This window comes from Polaribacter sp. OB-PA-B3 (assembly GCF_054589375.1).
This window is the reverse complement of the sequence record NZ_BAAIIX010000006.1, coordinates 158,307-179,206: the sequence shown is the minus strand read 5'-3', so window position 1 is coordinate 179,206 and position 20,900 is coordinate 158,307. Positions and strand designations below refer to the sequence as shown.

General features: G+C 30.5%; 15 protein-coding genes and 1 riboswitch. Of the genes, 12 read left to right on the top strand and 3 right to left on the bottom strand.

All coding sequences use genetic code 11. The features are described 5' to 3' along the window. Positions 1–48: 48 nt before the first annotated feature. From ACYPV9_RS12025 to metK, 3 genes are all read right to left on the bottom strand, one after another. Entirely contained in the window at positions 49–1,632 is a 1,584-nt protein-coding gene (locus tag ACYPV9_RS12025) for a carboxypeptidase-like regulatory domain-containing protein (protein ID WP_299063611.1), read from the bottom strand. A 75-nt stretch (positions 1,633–1,707) separates the two neighbouring features. Then, positions 1,708–4,188 carry a zinc-dependent metalloprotease gene (locus ACYPV9_RS12020; protein WP_299063614.1) on the bottom strand — a complete coding sequence of 827 codons (2,481 nt, stop codon included), beginning with the start codon at positions 4,186–4,188 and terminating at the stop codon, positions 1,708–1,710. Positions 4,189–4,345: 157 nt separating this feature from the next. Continuing rightward, a complete protein-coding gene (gene metK / locus ACYPV9_RS12015) occupies positions 4,346–5,602 on the bottom strand; it encodes a methionine adenosyltransferase (protein ID WP_459744050.1) in 1,257 nt (418 codons plus the stop codon). A gap of 363 nt (positions 5,603–5,965) precedes the next feature. Then, positions 5,966–6,076, top strand: a riboswitch (SAM riboswitch). Between the two features lie 125 nt (positions 6,077–6,201). On the opposite strand from metK, the gene ACYPV9_RS12010 reads away from it, so the two are divergent. The 12 genes from ACYPV9_RS12010 to ACYPV9_RS11955 all read left to right on the top strand — a co-directional run bounded on the left by ACYPV9_RS12010 (position 6,202) and on the right by ACYPV9_RS11955 (position 20,837). Beyond that, a complete protein-coding gene (locus ACYPV9_RS12010) occupies positions 6,202–7,476 on the top strand; it encodes an O-acetylhomoserine aminocarboxypropyltransferase/cysteine synthase family protein (protein ID WP_459744047.1) in 1,275 nt (424 codons plus the stop codon). A gap of 12 nt (positions 7,477–7,488) precedes the next feature. Then, positions 7,489–10,890 (top strand): bifunctional aspartate kinase/homoserine dehydrogenase I, encoded by a 3,402-nt coding sequence (thrA, locus tag ACYPV9_RS12005; RefSeq protein WP_459744045.1) that lies wholly within the window; start codon positions 7,489–7,491, stop codon positions 10,888–10,890. A 48-nt stretch (positions 10,891–10,938) separates the two neighbouring features. Beyond that, complete coding sequence (locus ACYPV9_RS12000) at positions 10,939–12,102, top strand: O-succinylhomoserine sulfhydrylase (RefSeq protein WP_459744043.1); 1,164 nt, start codon at positions 10,939–10,941, stop codon at positions 12,100–12,102. A gap of 57 nt (positions 12,103–12,159) precedes the next feature. Then, positions 12,160–13,350 (top strand): polysaccharide lyase family 7 protein, encoded by a 1,191-nt coding sequence (locus ACYPV9_RS11995; RefSeq protein WP_459744041.1) that lies wholly within the window; start codon positions 12,160–12,162, stop codon positions 13,348–13,350. A gap of 28 nt (positions 13,351–13,378) precedes the next feature. Then, positions 13,379–13,792, top strand: coding sequence for an RrF2 family transcriptional regulator (locus tag ACYPV9_RS11990; RefSeq protein ID WP_077811079.1), 414 nt, complete (start codon positions 13,379–13,381; stop codon positions 13,790–13,792). Positions 13,793–14,003: 211 nt separating this feature from the next. Beyond that, the gene (locus ACYPV9_RS11985) at positions 14,004–14,267 is read left to right on the top strand and encodes a DUF2061 domain-containing protein (RefSeq protein ID WP_299063633.1); all 264 of its coding nucleotides are present in this window, start codon (positions 14,004–14,006) and stop codon (positions 14,265–14,267) included. Beyond that, positions 14,255–14,881 (top strand): phosphoadenosine phosphosulfate reductase domain-containing protein, encoded by a 627-nt coding sequence (locus ACYPV9_RS11980; protein ID WP_459744038.1) that lies wholly within the window; start codon positions 14,255–14,257, stop codon positions 14,879–14,881. Before ACYPV9_RS11985 ends, ACYPV9_RS11980 begins: the two co-directional genes overlap by 13 nt. A gap of 11 nt (positions 14,882–14,892) precedes the next feature. Beyond that, positions 14,893–15,798: a sulfate adenylyltransferase subunit CysD gene (cysD, locus tag ACYPV9_RS11975; RefSeq protein ID WP_299063636.1), complete on the top strand. Its 906-nt coding sequence runs from the start codon at positions 14,893–14,895 to the stop codon at positions 15,796–15,798. A 186-nt stretch (positions 15,799–15,984) separates the two neighbouring features. Beyond that, on the top strand, positions 15,985–17,232 hold the full coding sequence (locus ACYPV9_RS11970) for a sulfate adenylyltransferase subunit 1 (protein ID WP_299063639.1): 1,248 nt from the start codon (positions 15,985–15,987) through the stop codon (positions 17,230–17,232). 142 nt (positions 17,233–17,374) lie between these two features. Beyond that, positions 17,375–19,477 carry a HEPN domain-containing protein gene (locus ACYPV9_RS11965; RefSeq protein WP_459744035.1) on the top strand — a complete coding sequence of 701 codons (2,103 nt, stop codon included), beginning with the start codon at positions 17,375–17,377 and terminating at the stop codon, positions 19,475–19,477. 1 nt (position 19,478) lies between these two features. Beyond that, positions 19,479–20,252: a uroporphyrinogen-III C-methyltransferase gene (gene cobA / locus ACYPV9_RS11960; RefSeq protein ID WP_299063643.1), complete on the top strand. Its 774-nt coding sequence runs from the start codon at positions 19,479–19,481 to the stop codon at positions 20,250–20,252. Positions 20,253–20,261: 9 nt separating this feature from the next. Continuing rightward, on the top strand, positions 20,262–20,837 hold the full coding sequence (locus ACYPV9_RS11955; RefSeq protein WP_299063645.1) for a precorrin-2 dehydrogenase/sirohydrochlorin ferrochelatase family protein: 576 nt from the start codon (positions 20,262–20,264) through the stop codon (positions 20,835–20,837). Positions 20,838–20,900: the final 63 nt, after the last annotated feature.

Genomic DNA, 20,900 nt, shown 5'->3' with positions numbered 1-20,900 from the left:
ATATAGAATACTTTTTAAAGCAAATACTAAATATAAATATCGAATCTATTAATTTTTAGATGACTTTAAAGGTGTATTTATCCAATAATCATTCTCTAATTTTAAATCTGTTATTTTTGACTTAGACAAAGGTAAACTTTTGTTTACAAACTCTTTTTGTACGGGTAAAAGCTTATGCTCGAAGACCTCTTGCACAAAAAACTCTCTATATTGGTTTAGCTTTAAACTTGCTCTTTCATTAATTTTAAAGCCTTCGATGTCTTTTATATTTGTAATGTCAAAAACAAAATTGTTTGCATAGTTGCTATCAGTATCGCTACTATTTAAATCTATTTTTTTTATTGATTCTTTATCAATATGAATTTCGAGCGTTCTTGAATTTTCTGTACTAGCTTGTACATTTTTAATTTTTAATTTTTCGTTTTTATAATAAATTTTAAACTTAGACCTTATTGGTGTTATACTTCTTAAATAGATTGGTTTATTAAATGAAATCTTAAAAGTTTTCTTTTTTTTATTAAATATTGTTTTATCAATTTTAAAATAGTTACCATTTGTGGCTTCAAAAAAATTATTAAAAGTAATGTAGTTTAAATACATTTTGTCTTTAATAGGTTTATATGCTATGGTAACAGAGTATTGCGGATTCTTTTTGAATCTGTAATACAAATTGTAGTTTAATTTATGAATTGCAAAATCTTGTTTAGAAATATAAATGGTTCCGTAAGCAGCATATTCGTAACTAGTTTTTCCTTTAATCGAGTTAAAAGTTACTTCGTATAAAGGTGATTTATCAGAATAAATTATTTTTTTAAGTTTAAACTTATGATTTCTAATAAAATGTTTGTTAAATGTATTACTAAAAGAAAATGACATTTTATTGTAATTTCTAATTGTGTTTGTTAAGGATAAAATATTTAATTCATTACCGCCTAACGGACTTATATATACGCTTTCCGAAAATTTCTTATCAGCATTATCATAAGGTATTGTAAGTGTAGAATCTTTGATGAACTTATCGTTTTTAATGTAATTATATAATAAAGATTGATTTTTTTTACTCTTTAATTTATCAGTTTTAAAACCATTGTCAAAAGTTTCAATTATTGCTTCGTTAACATTTATGTAATCTATTTTTTCTTTGTAATTATTTTTTTTCTGATAAGAATCTCCAACAGGTTGTTGGTAATCTCTGTAATATCCAATATAAGAATGTGGTTCTGTAGGGTAATTATCTAAGATGTTTTCTATTGCTTTTCTAACAATTTGAACACCTAAAAGTTTTTTCTTTCTTTTCTTTATTGATGTTGAAATTACCACCTCGTTAAGACTATTATTATAAACAGTTAAATAGACGATATGTTCTTTTTTATTTTTTAATTCTGATAATTTAATTTCTTTGGTTTTGTAGCCAATAGAAGAAACTCTTATAATTCCGTTTGATTTATATTTTCTTGGAATTTCAAATTTACCATTTACATCTGCATGTGTTCCTCTTTTTATTTTTTTTAGCATAACCGTTGCGTATACAACGGGTTTTTTAGTTTGTTTATCTAAAACTTTAAAAGATATTTTTTCTTGTGAAAAGCTTACAAAAGAGCTCAGTAAAAGTAAAAATGTAATTTTTTTCATTTCAATTTTTTCGATTTAAATGCAAAAACCACGCCAATAATAGGCGTGGTTTTTTAAATGAACATTAATTTTTTCTTACTTTGGGTCTAAAGCTACTTCAATTCTAGCTAAAACATCTTGTAAGTGGTAACGAGAAGTAGTGTTAGATGCTCTTGAAGCTGCATTTCTAACATCTCTTTTTAATCTAGTTAATTCTCCTCTTGCAAAAGATTTAATATCAGACTGACCAACATTAACAGATGGTGTTCCAAATCTACCTCTTTGATTTTTAGCATCGTTTAATAAAAAGTCTAAACGCTCTACATGTGCTTTTTGAAGATTTCTTCTGTAAGTATCTATACTTCTACCGCTGTATAATTCAGACCAAATACCTTTTCTTACATCAGAAAACATAGAAACCAAATTATAAGCTTTAGAGCCATTTAAAGTTTCATTTTCTATCATACGAGCCATTCTATCTGCACTTAAAAGGCTATTTAAAGTTCTTACTTGTAAAGATCTTACTCTTTCTAAAGCACCACTAGATTGTGTTTTAGAGAAAAGATCTTTATCTAGCATCCAAGTAGGAGTTTTAAATAATTGATTAATTACAAACTGTAAAGCTGCTTTTTGGTGATCTTTGTCTACATGTGTGTAAACAGCACCTTCTTGATCTGCTGTTTTATAATTTTCATAAATACCACCAACGTTAGAAGAAACATGTCCCATGTATCTACCAAACTGTCCAACAATTTGACCATACATTGTAGCCATTTCATCATAAGTTTGTCCTTTTTCTGTTGTCCACTCTTCTAATCTAGGTAAAATTCTTTTTAAATTTTTAATACCATAATCACTAGCCTTAATAGCGTCGTCTCCTAAATCTTCTGTTTGCGCACTAGGATCTACAACACCAAATTGCTGACGACCAAAATGATACATTGGATTGTCTGCTTTGTCTAAAATCCACTTATCTAAAGTTTCTTTTTCTTCTTCGGCAGTCTTGTCTAAAATTGGTCTATAACCCCAGTTGATTGAGTATTTATCATAAGGACCAATGTCTGGCATTAAAGCAACACCTTTATCTTCTGGTTGTGCTACATAATTAAAACGTGCATAATCCATAATAGAGGGCGCTGTACCGTATTTTTTAGTAAAAGTTGCAGAACGTAAAGAATCTACCGGATACGCAACAGAACTTCCCATATTGTGAGGTAAACCTAAAGTATGGCCTAACTCGTGAGAAGAAACAAAACGAATTAAACGTCCCATAGTTTCTGTCTTAAAGTTGTTACCTCTTGCATCTTCATTAATTGCAGCTGTTTGTACAAAAAACCAGTTGTGTAATAAAGTCATTACATTATGGTACCAGTTAATATCAGATTCTAAAATCTCTCCAGATCTTGGGTCACTTACGTGAGGTCCGTTTGCATTTGGTATTGGAGATGCTAAATATCTAATTACAGAATAACGTACGTCTTCTGGACTATAATCTGGATCTTCTTCTTTAGTTGGTGCCATTTTACCAACAATAGCATTTTTAAAACCAGCAGCTTCAAAAGCTACTTGCCAATCGTTAACACCTTGTATAATATATGGTACCCATTCTTTAGGAGTTGCTCTATCTACGTAATAAACAATTTGTTTTTTAGGTTCTACTAATTCTCCTCTTTTAAATTTCTCGATATCTTCATCTTTAACTTCTAAACGATATCTATCTAAATATCTAACCGTTTTACTTTTTTGGTCTTTTAAACCATAATCTGTTTGACCTCTAGCAAACCAACCTACGCGCTCATCAAAATATCTACGTTTCATTGGTACTTTTGGTAATAAAACCATAGAATTACTCATTTCTAAAGTAATAGAGCCAACCGCACTGTTAGATGGTGCTTTGTTAGCAAAATAAGTTTTTACGTGTCTTACTTCTATGTTTCTTGGGTAGCTACTTACTCTATCTATATAAGAACGAGTTTTATCCATTCTTGTAGCTTGGTAAGCTCTTCGGTAAAAATTAGGAAAACCTAATGGTTTTACATCTGTAGAAAATAAAGAAGTTGCATCTATAACCGTTGCGGTAGAATCTTTACTAAAAGCTTTAATTGGAAAAGAAAATAAAATTGGTTCTAAGTTAGAATTTACTACTGCTTCGTGTACAGGTAATAAAGTATCTGCAACAACGCTATGCGAAACAACTCTTAATAAGATTTGTTTATTTTTTTTCTCCCAACGTAAAACTTGTGTGTTTGTTTTACCTCCACCAAAACCAATACCGCTAGCAGTTTTAGCAATTCTTGTTACCATTAACATTTCTCTTCTTAAAAGAGAATCTGGTATTTCAAATAAATAAGAATTATCTTTTTGGTGCACTTTAAACAAACCTTCGTCTGTTTTGTGATCTTTTGTTACTACCTTACTATAAGGCTGAATTCCACCTTTTGTAGGTTTAGGTTTTGGTTTTGCTGCAGTTTTCGGCGCTTCTTTTTTCTTTTTCTTCCAAAATTGAGCAGAAGATTCAGTAGAAAAACCAAATACGAAAGCCACTAAAAGCAGCCTAGTAAGTATTTTTTTTGTCATGATATATTTGATTAATATTATAACTTTCGAAGTTACATAAACAAAAAGTTAAGACTTCTTAAAAAATTGTTAAAGAGAAAACGTGTAAAATGTTAAATTTTTAGCATAAAAAAAGCCTTTAGACATGTCTAAAGGCTTCTTATTAAATCTATATATTTTAAAGATTAAATGCAGATTTTACTTTATCTACATAATCTAATTTTTCCCAAGTAAAAGTTTCTACTTCTTCTGAAACAGTTTCTCCCATCGGGTTAGAAAAAGTTACTGTTTTAACTTCTGGAGTTCTACCCATATGCCCATATGCGGCAGTTTCAGAATAAATTGGTGTTCTTAATTTTAAACGTTGTTCAATAAAATAAGGACGCATATCAAAAATTTCTTCTACTTTTTTACTGATTTCTCCGTCGGATAAACCAACTGTTGTAGTACCATACGTTTCTACGTTAATACTTGTAGGTTTCGCAACACCAATAGCATAAGAAACTTGCACTAAAACTTCTTTACATAAACCAGCAGCAACTAAGTTTTTTGCAATGTGTCTTGTTGCATAAGCACCAGATCTATCAACTTTAGAAGGGTCTTTACCAGAGAAAGCACCACCACCGTGTGCACCTTTACCACCGTAAGTATCAACAATAATTTTTCTACCAGTTAAACCTGTGTCTCCGTGTGGTCCACCAATCACAAAAACTCCAGTTGGGTTAATGTGATATGTAATATTGTCTGTAAATAATTTTTGAATATGAGCAGGTAATTTTGCGACAACTCTAGGAATTAAAATTTCAACAATATCTTTTTTAATTTTTGCTAACATAACATCATCAGACTTATCAAAATCGTCATGTTGAGTAGAAATTACAATGGCATCAATTCTTTGTGGTACATTATCATCAGAATATTCTATAGTTACTTGAGATTTAGCGTCTGGTCTTAAGTAAGTAATGTCTTTGTTTTCTCTACGTAATTCGGCTAATTCTTTTAATAATCTATGAGACAGCTCTAAAGCCAAAGGCATATAGTTTTCAGTTTCATCTGTTGCGTAACCAAACATCATTCCTTGGTCTCCGGCACCTTGTTCTTCTGGTTTTGCTCTATCTACACCTTGGTTAATATCTGGCGATTGTTCGTGAATAGCAGATAAAACACCGCAAGAATTTCCGTCGAACATGTATTCTCCTTTTGTATAACCAATCTTATTAATTACATCTCTTGCAATTTGCTGTACATCTAAATAAGTTTTAGACTTTACTTCACCCGCTAGCACAACTTGCCCAGTTGTAACTAATGTTTCACAAGCTACTTTACTTGTTTTGTCAAAGGCTAAAAAATTATCTATTAAAGCATCAGAAATTTGATCTGCAACTTTATCTGGATGTCCTTCAGAAACACTTTCTGAGGTAAATAAATATGACATAATATTCTTCTTTTAAATGTTGTAGGAAATTAAAATTGATTGCGTAGTCGCTAAAAGAAGTAGATAATTACTGCTTTAGCATTTTTTTAATGAGGTTGCAATCAGTTCAAATTTTTCCTCTAAATTCGACTGCAAAAATACATTATAAAATTAAAACGCCTACTTTTTTATCATAATTATTTATGATAGTATCATCAATAAATCAATTTTAAGAGTTTTAAAACGTTGTTTTTAAAGAATAATTAAAACTTAGCTTAATAAAATGTGAAATTTGTAGCAGAAAAAAAAATATTACGATTTTATTAGGATATTAAATTTTTCTGAACATATATTTGTACTCACAAAGTTCAATAACTTATTGAAATGTTATCAAGAAAGGTGAAGGGATTAGACCCGATGAAGCCTTAGCAACCCTTTAGAAATAAAGAAGGTGCTACATTCTACCTAAATATATTGTATTTGGATAGATAACAAAAAAGAATTTTCCTGTTCTGGAAACTTCTATTTTCTTAATAACATTTTTCTAGTAAGTACATCAACAATAAATTGATGCATTCAACTTTTGTTTTAATCATTTATTAACTCAAAAAAATAGAAAAATGAGTACTCAAAAATTAGCAACAAACGCATTACATGCAGGGCATGACGTAACACAAAACGGAGGTACAAGAGCAGTTCCTATTTATCAAACATCTTCATATGTTTTTGATAATTCAGAACACGCGGCAAATTTATTTTCGCTTAAAGAATTAGGTTTTATTTATACACGTTTAAATAATCCTACAAATCAAATTTTACAAGACCGATTGGCGGCTGTTGAAGGCGGAATCGGAGCTGTTGTTTTTGCTTCTGGTACGGCTGCAATTTCTACAGGTTTATTAACGCTTTTAAAGGCTGGAGATCATATTGTGGCTTCGAGTAGTTTATACGGAGGAACTTATAATTTATTAAGCGTTACCTTGCCAAGATTTGGTATTACAACAACTTTTGTAGATGCTTCTAATCCAGATAATTTTGCAGATGCTGTGCAAGAAAATACAAGAGCATTTTTTGTGGAATCTTTAGGAAACCCTAAATTAGATGTTTTAGATTTAGAAGCAATAGCTGCACATTCTAAAGCTGCGGAAGTTCCTTTTATTGTAGATAATACTGTAGCAACACCTGCATTATTAAATCCTATTAAACACGGAGCAAATATTGTAATACATTCACTTACAAAATATATTGGCGGACAAGGAACTTCTTTAGGAGGTGCAATTGTTGATGCTGGTACTTTTAATTGGGCAAATGGTAAGTTTCCTGAATTTACAGAGCCTTCTGCAGGATATCACGGATTAAAATATCACGAAGCTTTAGGTGCTGCGTCATATACTTTTAAATTAATTTTAGAAGGATTAAGAGATTTTGGTGGTGCATTAAGTCCTACCAATGCTTTTAACATTATTCAAGGTTTAGAAACATTGCCGGTAAGAATACAGCAACATTCTAAAAATGCATTAGAATTGGCAAAATGGTTAGAGGCGCAAGAAGAAGTTGCTTGGGTAAATTATCCTGGTTTAGAAAGTAGTAAATATAAAGCCTTAGCTGATAAATATTTACCTAATGGGCAAAGTGGAATTGTAACTTTTGGTCCAAAAGGCGGTTTTGAAGCTGCAAAAACAATAGCAGATAAAACAAAAATTTTCTCTTTATTGGCAAATATTGGTGATACAAAATCTTTAATTATTCATCCATCAAGTACAACACACCAACAATTAGATGAAAAGGAACAAGAAAGTGCTGGTGTTTCTCAAGATTTAATTCGTTTATCTGTTGGTATAGAAGATATAGAAGATTTAAAAGCAGATTTAAAAGCAGCTTTTTCAGAAATATAAATCGGTTTTTAATTGAAAGAATTACTAAAACATATCAAAATAAAAAATTTTACCACAGAAGCTGGTGCAAAAATTCCTGAATTAAATTTGAGTTATCAAGTTTTTGGTAAAGAATTAGGTTCGGCTCCTGTGGTTTTAATCAATCATGCTTTAACAGGTAATTCTAATGTTGCGGGCATTGATGGTTGGTGGCAAGATATTGTTGGTCTAAATAAAGCAATTAATACAGAGGTTTACACCGTATTGTCTTTTAATATACCAGGCAATGGTTTTGATGGTTATTTAATAGAAAATTATAAAGATTTTATAGCAAGAGATGTTGCGAATATTTTTTTAGAAGGATTAAAATTATTAAAAATTGACAAAATATTTGCTTTGATTGGTGGTTCTTTAGGTGGTGGAATTGCTTGGGAAATGCTTGTTTTAAATTCGAAATTAACCAAACATTTTTTGCCAATTGCAACAGACTGGAAATCTACAGATTGGTTAATAGCCAATTGCCAAATTCAAGAACAATTTTTGGTGAATTCTAGTAATCCTGTACACGATGCACGAATGCATGCAATGTTGTGTTATAGAACACCAGAGAGTTTTAAAGAACGTTTTCATCGATCAAAAAAAGTAAATTCAGATATTTTTGATGTAGAAAGTTGGTTGTTGCATCACGGTAAAAAGCTACAAGAACGTTACCAATTATCGTCTTATAAATTAATGAATCAATTATTAAAAACGATTGATGTTACGAATGGAGGTTTAAAATCTGAAGAAATCTTAGATAAGATAGAAGCCAACATTCATATTATTGGTGTAGATTCTGATTTATTTTTTACTGCGGAAGAAAATAGAGAGACTCATAAAAAGTTAGCATTAACAAAAGACAATGTTACTTATAACGAAATAAATTCGGTGCATGGTCATGATGCATTTTTAATAGAATATGATCAATTAGAGAAAATAATAGCACCTATTTTTAATAAAGATTACAGAGAAAAGAAGATGAAAGTTTTAAAGTTTGGAGGGAAATCTTTAGCCAACGGTAAAGGCTTAAAAAGTGCAATAAGTATCATTGCCAAAAAACATAAAGAAAATAAAAAAATTACAGTTGTAGCTTCTGCAAGAGGCAATGCAACCAACGATTTAGAAGAAATTCTAAATCTTGCTGCAACTAAAAAAGAGTATAAATCTAAATTTGAAGAGTTTAAAAAATATCAGCAAGAGCCAACAAATAAAATAGATTTTACATCAGAATTTACAAAATTAGAAACCATATTTGAAGGAGTTTCTTTATTAGGAGATTATAGTATTAAAATAAAAGATGAAGTTCTAGCCCAAGGAGAATTATTGTCTGTAAAATTAGTAGCAAATTTACTAGAAGAAATAAATGTACCTGCAAATGCAGTTGATGCTAGATCTTTAATAATTACAGACGAAAATTTTGGTAATGCACAACCAATAACGGCAATTTCAAAAGAGAATATTTCTGCTTTTTTTAAGAAAAATAGTAACGTAATTAATGTTGTTAGTGGGTTTGTTGCCGCAAATAAAAAAGGAGAAACAACTACATTGGGTAGAAATGGTAGTAATTATACGGCTGCATTATTAGCCAATTATTTAGATGCAGAAGAGTTGCAGAATTACACACATGTTAGCGGAATTTTTACTGCAAATCCAGATTTGGTGGCAGATGCCAAAAAGATAGAACAGCTATCTTTTTCTGAAGCAAATGAACTGGCAAATTTCGGAGCAACAATTTTACATGCTAAAACAATTATACCACTTATAGAAAAAAACATCAATCTTAGAATTTTAAACACGTTTCATAAAGAAGATAAAGGAACACTTATTACATCAGAATCATCAACAAAAGGAATAAAATCTATTTCTACGATAGAAGATGTTGCTTTGCTAAATTTTGAAGGTAGAGGTTTATTGGGTAAAGTTGGTGTAGATGCTAGAATTTTTAAAGCTTTAAGCGATAGAAATATAAGTATTAGCATTATATCGCAAGGTTCATCAGAAAGAGGAATCGGATTAATAATAGCAGAAAACGAATCTGAAGAAGCAATAAATGCATTAGAAAAAGAGTTTGAAAATGATTTTTATTCGCAAGATGTTAATCAGATTTCTGTTGTAAAAGATGTAGCTGTAATTTCTATTATTGGCCAAGATTTAAGTGAGTTTCATCTTCCGTATAATGCTCTAATTAAAAATCAAATTGTACCCGTTTTATTTAACAACACAGTAACTGGTAAAAATGTTAGTTTGGTGGTAAAAAGAAACGAATTACACAAAGCTGTAAACGTAATTCATGGGCAGGTTTTTGGTGTTACAAAAAAAATAAATATTGCTGTTTTTGGTAAAGGTTTGGTTGGTGGTACATTAATAGATCAAATTATAGAAAACACAAAGTCTGTTTTAGATAGAAGAAAACTACAATTAAATGTTTTTGCTGTAGCTAATTCTAAAAAAGTATTGTTAAAAAAAGAAGGAGTTTCTAAAAATTGGAAAGAGAATCTTTTAGAAAGTGGAGAAGAAAATGTAAGTGTTAATGATATAATTGCCTATGCAAAAGCACATCATTTCGAAAACTTAATAGCTGTAGATAATACTGCAAGTGTAAATTTTGTAGCTAATTATGTACCTTTAATAGAAGCTGGTTTCGATTTAGTATCTTGTAATAAAATTGCAAATACTTTATCTTTTGATTTTTATAAAGAAATTAGAGCAAAGTTAAAAGAATATAAAAAACAATATTTATACGAAACCAATGTTGGTGCAGGTTTACCTTTGATTGATACAATTCGTTTATTACATGAATCTGGAGAAAATATAACCAAAATTAGAGGTGTTTTTTCTGGAAGTTTAAGTTATTTATTTAATAATTTTTCTGATAAAAATGTTCCTTTTTCTGATGTTTTAAAAGAAGCAATTGATAAAGGTTTTACAGAGCCAGATGCTAGAGAAGATTTAGGAGGTAATGATGTAGCTAGAAAATTATTGATACTTGCTAGAGAATTAGAATTAGAAAATGAGTTAGACGAAGTGGTTATCAAAAACTTAATTCCAGAAAATTTAAGAGAAGGTACAGCAGAAAATTTTCTAGAAAATTTAGAGTTATTAAATACCGAATATCAGACTTTAAAAGAAAATCAAGAGCCAAATCACGTTTTAAGATATATTGGTGAATTAAGCGGAGATTTATCACAATCAAAAGGGAATTTAGAAGTGAAATTAGTGTCAATAGAAAAATCTACACCTTTGGGTTCTTTAAAGGGCTCTGATGCAATATTTGAAATTTATACAGAGTCTTATGGCGAACAACCAATTGTAATTCAAGGGGCCGGAGCCGGAGCAAGTGTAACTGCAAGAGGTGTATTTGGAGATATTTTAAGATTGGCAAAACATAATAATTAATAAAAAAGGTTATTCTGAAAGTTGTTTCAGAATTATTAAATCATAAACATGAGCAAACATTTTGAAACATCAGCAATAAGAAATCAGACAGAAAGAAGTCAGTTTTCAGAACATTCTACACCCTTATATTTAACATCGAGTTTTGTTTTTGATGATGCAGAAGAAATGAGAGCTTCTTTTTCCGAAGAAAAACAACGTAACCTGTATAGTCGATTTACAAACCCAAACACATCAGAATTTGTAGATAAAGTTGTTGCAATGGAAGGTGCAGAAACAGGTTATGCTTTTGCGACAGGTATGTCTGCAATATTTTCAAGCTTTGCGGCATTATTAAATGCAGGCGATCATGTTGTTTCATGTAGATCTGTATTTGGGTCTACACATAGTATGTTTACAAAATATTTGCCGAAATGGAATATTGAAACTTCTTACTTTAAGGTTAATGAAGTAGATATAGTTGAAAGTTTAATTCAAGAAAACACAAAAATTCTTTACATAGAAACGCCAACAAATCCGGCAGTAGATATTTTAGATTTAGCACTTATAGGTCAAATTGCAAAAAAGCATAATTTAATATTTATAGTAGATAATTGTTTTGCCACACCTTATGTACAACAACCAATAAAATTTGGTGCAGATTTGGTTATTCATTCTGCTACAAAATTAATGGACGGACAAGGTAGAGTTTTAGGTGGCGTAACTGTTGGTAGCAAAGATTTAATTAGAGAAATCTATTTGTTTGCTAGAAATACAGGGCCAGCAATGTCGCCTTTTAACGCATGGGTTTTGTCTAAAAGTTTAGAAACTCTGGCTTTAAGAGTAGAAAAACATGCAGAAAATGCTTTAAAAGTTGCTCAGTTTTTAGAAGAGAACGAACAAGTATCGTTGGTGAAATACCCTTTTTTAAAATCGCATCCACAATATGAAATCGCAAAAAAGCAAATGAAATTGGGCGGAAATATTGTTGCTTTTGAAATTAAAGGAGGTGTAGAGGCTGGAAGAAATTTTTTAAATAAAATTAAAATGTGTTCTTTATCTGCTAATTTGGGCGACACTAGAACAATTGTAACACATCCATCTTCTACAACACACGGGCGTTTATCAGAAGAAGATCGTTTAGAAGTTGGTATTACAGATGGTTTGGTTCGTGTATCTGTAGGTTTAGAAAATGTTAAAGATATTATTGACGATTTAAAACAAGCTTTACAATAAATCAATAATTAATTATTCTTTTTACTACCTTTAAGGTTTAATAATTTAAAAGGTTTTATGAAATCATTACAAAGTATTTTATTCATTTCATTTCTTACCATATTTATAAGTTGCGGTAGTTCTGGTGAAACTTCTGAAGATATTTTTATAGAAAAATTAACCGTAAATTCATTATCAGAATTTACTGCTCAAGAAGAAACAAAATCAGTAAATATTTCTTCTAATATAGATTGGGATGTAACTACAAATCAAAATTGGATTTCGGTAACACCAACCTCTAGTGCTAACAATGGTAAAATTGATGTTACTGTTTTAGAAAATACTACATTAAATCTTCGTACAGGAATTATACAAGTTTCTGGCGGAAGTTTATCAGAAATAATAGAGGTGAAGCAAGCTGGTAAAGAAAATGTTACAAACGCACCATCAGAAAACTTTGATTTATCTACATGGAATTTAAGCGTTCCAGAAAATAACGGAAACGGCATAGCAACCACAATTACTGTAAGCGAATTAAATAATAAATATAAAAATAATAAGTATTTTTATACATCAGATGATGGCGGAATGGTTTTTAAATGTCCAGTAAATGGTTTTAAAACTTCTGCAAACACAAATTATACTAGAGTAGAACTAAGAGAAATGTTAAGAGGTGTAGATACAAGTATTAGTACTAAAGGTGTAAATAAAAATAATTGGGTTTTTGGTACAGCACCTTCTGCCGATTTAAATGCTGCTGCTGGTTACGACGGAGTAATGAATGCTACATTAGCTATTAATCATGTTACAACAACTGGTAATAGTAGCCATATTGGTAGATTGGTAATTGGTCAAATACACGCAAATGACGATGAGCCTGTAAGAATTTATTACAGAAAATTAAAAGAAAATGCTTTAGGTTCTATTTATTTTGCACATGAACCAACAGATGGTAATGGTAGCGAACAATGGTACGAATTAATTGGTTCTAGAAGTAGTAGTGCTTCTAACCCAGCAAACGGAATTGCATTAAATGAAAAGTTTACTTATTCGATAAAAGTTGTTGGAGATAGTTTAACAGTTACAATTAGTAGAGACGGTAAAGATGATGTTTCTAAAACTGTAGATATGGTTAAAAGCGGATATAATGTTGGTGGGCAATACATGTATTTTAAAGCTGGTGTTTATCATTTAAATAACTCTGGTGATACTACAGATTATGCACAAGCTACCTTTTATAGTTTAGATAAAAGCCATACAACCAAATAGAGGTTATTGATTAAAATCTAGTAAATTAATGCTTTCAAAAAAGACAAAATACGGAATAAAAGCGCTTACCTATCTAGCGAAACAAGAAAATAAAAATCCTGTTGCTATTGCTACAATTTCTAAAAGCGAAAATATTTCTCTAAAATTTTTAGAAACTATTTTGTTAACTCTTCGTAAAAACGGAATTTTAGGTTCAAAGAAAGGAAAAGGAGGAGGTTATTATCTGCTTAAAAGTCCTTCGGATATACCTATGACAACTGTGATGCGAATTTTAGAAGGGCCAATATCTATGGTGCCTTGTGTAAGTTTAAATTTTTACGAAAAATGTGATGACTGTCCTGATGAAAATGCATGTTCTGTTCATCGGTTAATGATTAAAGTAAGAGACAATACATTAGATATTTTTAGAAACACATCATTAGCAGACCTTTGCAAGTGCTAAATTAAATTACATAATTTTACTAGTAAAAAATTCTTTATGTTAAACTCTTTTTGGTTTAATATTCGCAATTTTCATTTGATTTTATTATTAATCTACTAAATCTATAGGGTTTGTTTAAATATTGATTCAAATCATTGTAAAACTTACAAAAAATAACGTAGGTTTGCATTGTCCTACTAAATAAGTAGGGTTATTGAATTAATTAATAACTATGATTTTAAATCAAATCATTTTTAGTAAAAAAGCACAAAGTAGAGGTTTTAAAGAAGATAAAACTTCTGAAAAACCTTTACGAAGTGTGATAAAAGCTTTAAGCTGGAGACTTATAGGTACTTTAGACACATTACTTGTATCTTATTTTTTAACAGGTAAAATAGGTTTAGCAACTTCAATTGCATCTGTTGATTTTGTAACCAAGCTCTTATTATACTTTTTTCACGAACGAATTTGGAACAAAATAAAATGGGGAAAATAATGAACCTAGATTTAGATAAAATAAACGAAAAATTAAAAGATAAAAGTCCAAAAGAAATTATTTCTTGGGCAATTTCAATAGCTAAAAATGCAGTAATAACTACAAATTTTAGGCCTTATGAAGTTGTTATTTTAAATGCGGTAACAGAAATTAAAAAAGATATAAAAGTTATTTGGTGTGACACAGGTTATAATACAGTACAAACATATAAACACGCAGAAGATCTCATCAAAAAATTAAACTTAAACATTCAATTGTATACGCCTAAGCAAACAGCAGCGCATAGAAATGTTGTTTTAGGCGTTCCGTCTGTAGACGATCCAAAACATGCAGAGTTTACAAAGCAAGTTAAGTTAGAGCCTTTTGCAAGAGCTATGAAAGAGCATCAACCAGATGTTTGGTTTACTAATTTAAGAAAAGGGCAAACAGCATTTAGAGACAGTATCGATATTGTATCTATTAGTAAAGATGGTATCATAAAAGTTAGCCCATTTTACAATAGTACAGATAAAGAATTAGATGCATATTTAATCGAAAAAAACTTACCAAATGAGTTTACATACTTCGATCCAACAAAAGTAGAGAGTAATAGAGAATGTGGTTTGCATATCTAAAAGACATGATTATGAATCAAAGAACAATACAAGTAGATGCTTTAGAAAGTGAAGCGATATATATATTTAGAGAAGTAGTTGCACAGTTCGAAAAGCCAGTGCTGTTATTTTCTGGCGGTAAAGACAGTATAACGCTAGTGCGTTTGGCACAAAAAGCGTTTTATCCTGCAAAAATTCCTTTTCCGTTAATGCATATAGATACCGGGCATAATTTTCCAGAAACAATAGAATTTAGAGATCGTTTAGCCAAAGAGTTAGGCGTAGAATTAATTGTTAGAAATGTACAAGATAATATAGATTCTGGTCGAGTAAAAGAAGAATCTGGTAGATATGCAAGTAGAAATATGTTGCAAACAGAAACGCTGTTAGATGCTATTGAAGAATTTGGTTTTGATGCATGTATTGGTGGTGCAAGAAGAGATGAAGAAAAAGCGAGAGCTAAAGAACGTATATTTTCTGTTCGAGATGATTTTGGTCAATGGGATGAAAAAAATCAACGTCCAGAAGTTTTCGATATGTTAAATGGCCGTATTGATTTAGGGCAAAATGTACGTGTTTTTCCAATCTCTAATTGGACAGAATTAGACGTGTGGTCTTATATAAAAGAAGAAAAAATTGAAATTCCGTCTATTTATTTTGCACATAAAAGAAAAGTTTTTGTTAGAGATGGTATGATTTGGTCCGCAGACGATGCTATAGTTTATAGAGATAAAGAAGAAGAAGTTTTAGAGAAAATGGTGCGTTTTAGAACGGTTGGCGATATGAGTTGTACCGCAGCAGTTTTATCCGATGCGGTAGATATAGAAAAAGTTGTAGAAGAAATTCGAGATTCGTCAATATCAGAAAGAGGTGCAAGAATAGACGATAAGCGTTCTGAGGCGGCAATGGAAAAAAGAAAACAGCAAGGGTATTTCTAAAATATTTTGGGCGTTTAAACGGGCTTTACATTATATCTTTTTTTGAAAAAACAAAAAAAGGATGCCATTTCAATCCCTAACGCAATTATTTGCAAACAACTTACAAAATTAAAAAACTTGTAAGAATTTAAAATGAATACAAATTAAGCTAAATGCCAAAAGCTAATAGCGAAGAGTTGATAAAAAATGAAAGTATTAAAAATAGCAACAGCAGGAAGTGTAGATGACGGTAAAAGTACCTTAATTGGTAGAATTCTATACGACACAAAATCATTAACAGATGATAAGTTAGAAGCTATAGAAGAAAAAAGTAGACAAAGAGGTTTCGATTATTTAGATTTTTCTTTAGCTACAGATGGGTTGGTTGCAGAACGCGAACAAGGTATTACCATAGATGTAGCTCATATTTATTTTTCTACACCAAGTAAAAGTTTCATTATTGCAGATACACCAGGTCATATAGAATATACAAGAAATATGGTAACAGGTGCCTCTACAGCACAAGCTTCAATTGTTTTAATCGATGCAAGAAATGGTGTTGTAGAACAAACATACAGACATTTCTTTATTAATAATTTATTAAGAATTAAAGACGTTGTTATTGCAATTAATAAAATGGATTTAGTTGATTTTTCCGAAGAAAAATATAACATAATAAAAGGAGAAATAGAGTATTTAGCAAGTAAAAGCGAGTACAAAGGTCAGAATTTAACTTTTATACCATTATCAGCATTAAAAGGAGATAATGTAGTAGACAAATCTGATAACATGCCTTGGTATCAAGGAGAAACTTTAATGCATCATTTAGAAAATTTAGATGCAGAAGATATCAACGATTCATCGCAAGTTCGTTTTCCTGTTCAAACTGTAATAAGACCAAAAACATCTGCATATCATGATTTTAGAGGTTATGCAGGTAAAATTTATGGTGGAGATTTAGAGGTTGGTGATGAAATTACTGTTTTACCATCTCAAACAAAATCAAGAATTAAATCAATTAATTTTTTCGATTCAGAATACGAATTGGCAAAAAGAGGCAGTTCTGTAACGATTACTTTAGAAGATAATGTTAATGTAAGTAGAGGTGATATGTTGGTAAAATCGAAAGAAGAGCCAAAAATTTCAAAACAATTAGAAGCTACTGTCTGTTGGATGGATAAAGAATCTTTACAACCATTACAAAAATATTACATTAAACATGGTGTAAATGATGCTCAGGCAAAAATAACACAATTATCAAGTATTATTAAAACTGATTTTTCTGGAATAGAAGAAAATCCTTCTGAATTAGTACTAAATCAAATAGGAGATATTCAGTTAAAATTAAGCAAACCATTAACATTCGATTCTTTTAAAGATAATAAATCGAATGGGTCATTCATTTTGATTAATCCTAAAACCAATAATACCGTAGGTGTTGGGTTTATAAAATAATTTTTTTTAATTTATTTAAAATAACTAGGACTCTTTAATCAATAAATCTATTAATCCTATAGGGAAATAAGGAAATTATAATTAAATTCTTACACCCAAGTAAGAGTTCCTCTTTTATTTAAGAGGTTAGTTTGGGCATATTATGAGAAGTTTTGAAACAGAAATAGAAAATCCGATTGTAGAAAAAGACATTATAGAATTAGCAGATAAGATTGCTGCATTCAAAAATCTACAAATAGATGAAGAAAAATTTAGAAGTCTTCGTTTAGCGAGAGGTGTTTACGGGCAAAGACAGCAAGGTGTTCAAATGATTCGTATAAAGGTGCCTTATGGTAAACTTAAAACAAATCAATTAAATAGAATTGCAGCTGTTTCTGATGAATATTCAAGAGGAAGATTACATATTACAACACGTCAAGATATCCAAATTCATTATGTAGATTTAGATAGAACACCAGAATTGTGGGCAGAGTTAGAAAGAGATGATGTAACTTTAAGAGAAGCTTGCGGTAATGTTGTTAGAAATGTAACTGCATCAGAAACTGCAGGTATCGATGTACTCGAGCCTTTTGATATATCGCCTTATGCAGACGCTCTTTATAAATTCTTTTTACGAAATCCAATTTGCCAAGAAATGGGTCGTAAATTTAAGGTTTCTTTTTCTTCTACAGATGAAGACACTGGTTTGTCTTACATGCACGATTTAGGTTTTATTGCTAAAATTCAAAATGGCATTAGAGGTTTTAAAGTGATGGTAGCTGGTGGTTTAGGTTCACAACCTAGGCACGCAGATGTTTTATATGAGTTTTTACCATCAGATAAAATTATACCTGTAATGGAGGGTGTTTTAAGAATTTTTGATCGTTATGGAGAACGTAAAAGTAGAGCCAAAGCAAGAATGAAATTCTTATTAAAAGATATAGGCTTAGATGCTTTTAGAGATTTAATAACACAAGAACAAAAAGCTATAGAATTAAAAACGGTTACTATTGATGCAGATGCTTATGTTGCTTCAACTCCAGTTTCTGTTGATGTTCCTCAAGTCAAAATTAAAAACAAAGAAGCATTTGAGTTATGGAAATCGACAAACTTAATTCCGCAAAAACAAGAAGGTTACGTTGCTATTGGTATTAAAGTTTTATTAGGAGATTTTTATACAGATAAAGCAAGATTATTAGCAGATTTAGTTGATAGTTATGCGGCTTCGGAGGTCCGTTTAACTTTACGTCAGAATATTGTAATTCCGTTTGTGAAAGAAGAATTAATACCTTTCTTCTATCAAGAATTAGATAAATTAGGTTTTGCAGAAGCTGGTTATAACAAAGCAGTAGATATTACAGCTTGTCCTGGTACAGATACTTGTAATTTAGGGATTGCAAGTAGTACAGGGATTTCTAAAGAATTAGAAAGAGTAATTACTGCAGAATATCCTCAGTATTTAGAAAATCAAGATTTAGTCATTAAAATTAGTGGTTGTATGAATGCTTGTGGGCAGCATAATATGGCCAACATTGGTTTTCAAGGAATGACTGTTAGAACGAAGGATAAATTAGTAGCACCAGCCTTACAAGTTCTTTTAGGTGGAGGTAACTTAGGTGACGGAAATGCACTTTTTGCCGATAAAGTAGTAAAAGTGCCAAGTAGAAGAGGTCCGGAAGCATTACGTAGAATTTTAGATGATTTTGAAGAAAATGCCAACGGAAAACAATTTGTAGATTATTATAAAGAAAAAGGAGAAAAATATTTCTATAATTTTTTACAAGATTTACAAGATGTTACCAATTTAACCCAAGAAGATTTTATTGACTGGGGTGAAGAAGATAAATATGTAAAAGCAATTGGTATAGGCGAATGTGCAGGTGTTGTTATCGATTTAATAGCTACTTTATTTTTAGAAAGTGAAGAAAAAATTGAAAATGCCAGAGAATCTTATGAAAATGAGATTTATTCTGGAGCTATTTATTATGCATATCAATCTTTAGTAAATACTGCTAAGGCAATGTTATTGGCAGAAAGTAAAAAGACAAATACTCACGCAGGAATTATAAAGCAGTTTGATGAGTTATTTGTGGGGTCTGGTAAAATTGAGTTAAATACATCTTTTAGTGAGTTAATTTATCAAATTAATAAAAATTCACCATCTAAAGAGTTTTGTTTTAAATATATCAATGATTCTGAAATTTTATTGAGAAAAGTTAAAGAATTTAGAGTTTTATCTAATAATTTAGCTGAAAGTGTACGCTAAAATGATAAATCAAAAAATACCGAAATTAACAGTTGTAGGGGCAGGTCCTGGAGATGTAGATTTAATCACGTTAAAAGCTATTAAGGCCCTAAAATCTGCAGATGTAGTCTTGTATGATGCATTGGTAAATGAAGAGTTATTAGATTATATCAACCCAAATGCAGAGCAAATTTTTGTAGGTAAACGAAGAGGTTGTTATAGATATCAACAAGAACAAATTAACGATTTAATTGTAACGAGAGCAAAATCTCATGGTCACGTGGTTCGTTTAAAAGGTGGCGATCCCTTTATTTTTGGACGTGGAGCAGAAGAAATGGAATATGCTGCTAGTTTCGGAATTGAAACCGCTATGGTTCCTGGTATTTCATCTTCTTTAGCAGTGCCAGCATATCAAAATATTCCTTTAACAAAACGTGGCAGTGCAGAAAGCTTTTGGGTTATTACAGGTACTACAAAAGAGCATAAATTATCTAATGATGTTGCATTAGCAGCAAAATCAAATGCCACGGTAGTTGTGTTAATGGGAATGGGTAAATTACCAGAAATAATAAAATTGTTTCAACAAGAAAATAAGAATAATTTACCAGTTGCAATCATTCAAAACGGTACAAGAACTAATGAAAAAGTTGGAATCGGAACTGTGGATACAATTGTAGAGATTGTAGAGAAAAACGAATTGAGTAATCCTGCAATTATTATTTTAGGTGAAGTAGTAAAACATAGAACAATTTTAGCCAAAGTTAAACAAGAGTATTCTAAAGCTTTATTGTTATAATTTGTACTGATGGAAAGAAATAATTTATATCCCATTTTTTTAAAAACAAAAAACCTTCAAGTTTTAATTATTGGAGGAGGTTTTGTGGCAGAAGAGAAGCTTACATTTTTGTTAAAATCTAGTCCAGATGCAAATGTTACCATGGTTTCGCCCATGTTTAGGCCAGGTACAATTTCTTTAGCAAAAACCGGAAATGTAAAATTAATTAAGAAAAAATATAGTAAACGATATTTAAAAAAGAAACATATAGTTATTGCTACTACAGATATTCCGAAAGTTAATGAAACAGTTTACAAACATTGCAGAAAGCGAAGTATTTTGGTAAATGTAGCAGACAATCCACCGTTTTGCGATTTTTATATGGGCGGCATTGTAACCAAAGGGAATGTAAAAGTAGCAATTTCCACCAATGGAAAATCACCTACAACAGCTAAAAGATTACGTCAGTTTTTTGAAGAAGTTATTCCAGAAAACATAGATGATTTAGTAAAGAATTTAAACGAGTACAGAAAAACTATCAAAGGAGACTTTGAAGAAAAAGTAGAAAAGCTAAACGAATTCACAAAAAGTTTAGTTGAGAAATAAAATAGCTATTAACCTTTAGCTTTTGTAATAAGCAAAAGGCGAAAAGCGAAAAGTCAAAAGCAA

Coding starts and splice junctions, on each gene's coding strand:
- ACYPV9_RS12025 (WP_299063611.1), bottom strand. CDS start 1,632: ATGAAAAAAATTACATTTTTACTTTTACTGAGCTCTTTTGTAAGCTTT.
- ACYPV9_RS12020 (WP_299063614.1), bottom strand. CDS start 4,188: ATGACAAAAAAAATACTTACTAGGCTGCTTTTAGTGGCTTTCGTATTT.
- metK (WP_459744050.1), bottom strand. CDS start 5,602: ATGTCATATTTATTTACCTCAGAAAGTGTTTCTGAAGGACATCCAGAT.
- ACYPV9_RS12010 (WP_459744047.1), top strand. CDS start 6,202: ATGAGTACTCAAAAATTAGCAACAAACGCATTACATGCAGGGCATGAC.
- ACYPV9_RS12000 (WP_459744043.1), top strand. CDS start 10,939: ATGAGCAAACATTTTGAAACATCAGCAATAAGAAATCAGACAGAAAGA.
- ACYPV9_RS11995 (WP_459744041.1), top strand. CDS start 12,160: ATGAAATCATTACAAAGTATTTTATTCATTTCATTTCTTACCATATTT.
- ACYPV9_RS11990 (WP_077811079.1), top strand. CDS start 13,379: ATGCTTTCAAAAAAGACAAAATACGGAATAAAAGCGCTTACCTATCTA.
- ACYPV9_RS11985 (WP_299063633.1), top strand. CDS start 14,004: ATGATTTTAAATCAAATCATTTTTAGTAAAAAAGCACAAAGTAGAGGT.
- ACYPV9_RS11980 (WP_459744038.1), top strand. CDS start 14,255: ATGGGGAAAATAATGAACCTAGATTTAGATAAAATAAACGAAAAATTA.
- cysD (WP_299063636.1), top strand. CDS start 14,893: ATGAATCAAAGAACAATACAAGTAGATGCTTTAGAAAGTGAAGCGATA.
- ACYPV9_RS11970 (WP_299063639.1), top strand. CDS start 15,985: ATGAAAGTATTAAAAATAGCAACAGCAGGAAGTGTAGATGACGGTAAA.
- ACYPV9_RS11965 (WP_459744035.1), top strand. CDS start 17,375: ATGAGAAGTTTTGAAACAGAAATAGAAAATCCGATTGTAGAAAAAGAC.
- cobA (WP_299063643.1), top strand. CDS start 19,479: ATGATAAATCAAAAAATACCGAAATTAACAGTTGTAGGGGCAGGTCCT.
- ACYPV9_RS11955 (WP_299063645.1), top strand. CDS start 20,262: ATGGAAAGAAATAATTTATATCCCATTTTTTTAAAAACAAAAAACCTT.